Raw genomic sequence first — 547 nt, 5'->3', positions numbered from 1 at the left:
CGCCGCGCAGCGCGGCCAGGTCGAGCCGGACCGGCAGGACCACGGCGCGCGGGAGGGTGAGGGCGGTGTCGAAGAGGGCCAGGCCGTCCTCGGGGGTGAGCGGGGGCGTGCCGGAGCGGGACAGGCGGCGCAGGTCGTGCTCGGTCAGTTCGCCGGTCATTCCGGTGCCGGGCGCCCAGGGGCCCCAGCCGAGGGAGAGTCCGGGCAGTCCGTCGGCGCGCCGGGTCGCGGCGAGCGCGTCGAGGAAGGCGTTGGCGGCGGCGTAGCCGGCCTGGGCGGGGGCGCCGGCGGTGCCGGCGAAGGAGGAGAAGACGACGAACGCGGCGAGGTCGAGGTCGCGCGTGGCCCGGTGCAGGTGCCAGACGGCGTCGGCCTTGGGCCGCAGGAGGGCGGTGAGGCGGTCGGCGGTGAGGGACTCCACGAGCCCGTCGTCGAGGACGCCCGCGGTGTGCACCACGGCGGTGACGGGGTGGTCCTCGGGGACGGCGGCGAACAGCGCGGCGACGGCGTCGGGGTCGGCGGCGTCGCACGCCCGGAGCGTGACCTC

1 protein-coding gene is annotated in these 547 nt (G+C 78.2%); it reads right to left on the bottom strand.

Going from position 1 to position 547, the window contains the following annotated elements:
* Window positions 1–547: KR domain-containing protein (locus B7767_RS36995; protein WP_143652850.1), on the bottom strand; the 547-nt coding region annotated here is incomplete at both ends.

The organism is Streptomyces sp. 13-12-16, assembly GCF_002114215.1.
Taxonomy (GTDB): Bacteria; Actinomycetota; Actinomycetes; order Streptomycetales; family Streptomycetaceae; genus Streptomyces.
The sequence above is the reverse complement of the archived record's forward strand: the minus strand, read 5'-3'. Positions and strand labels throughout refer to the sequence as shown.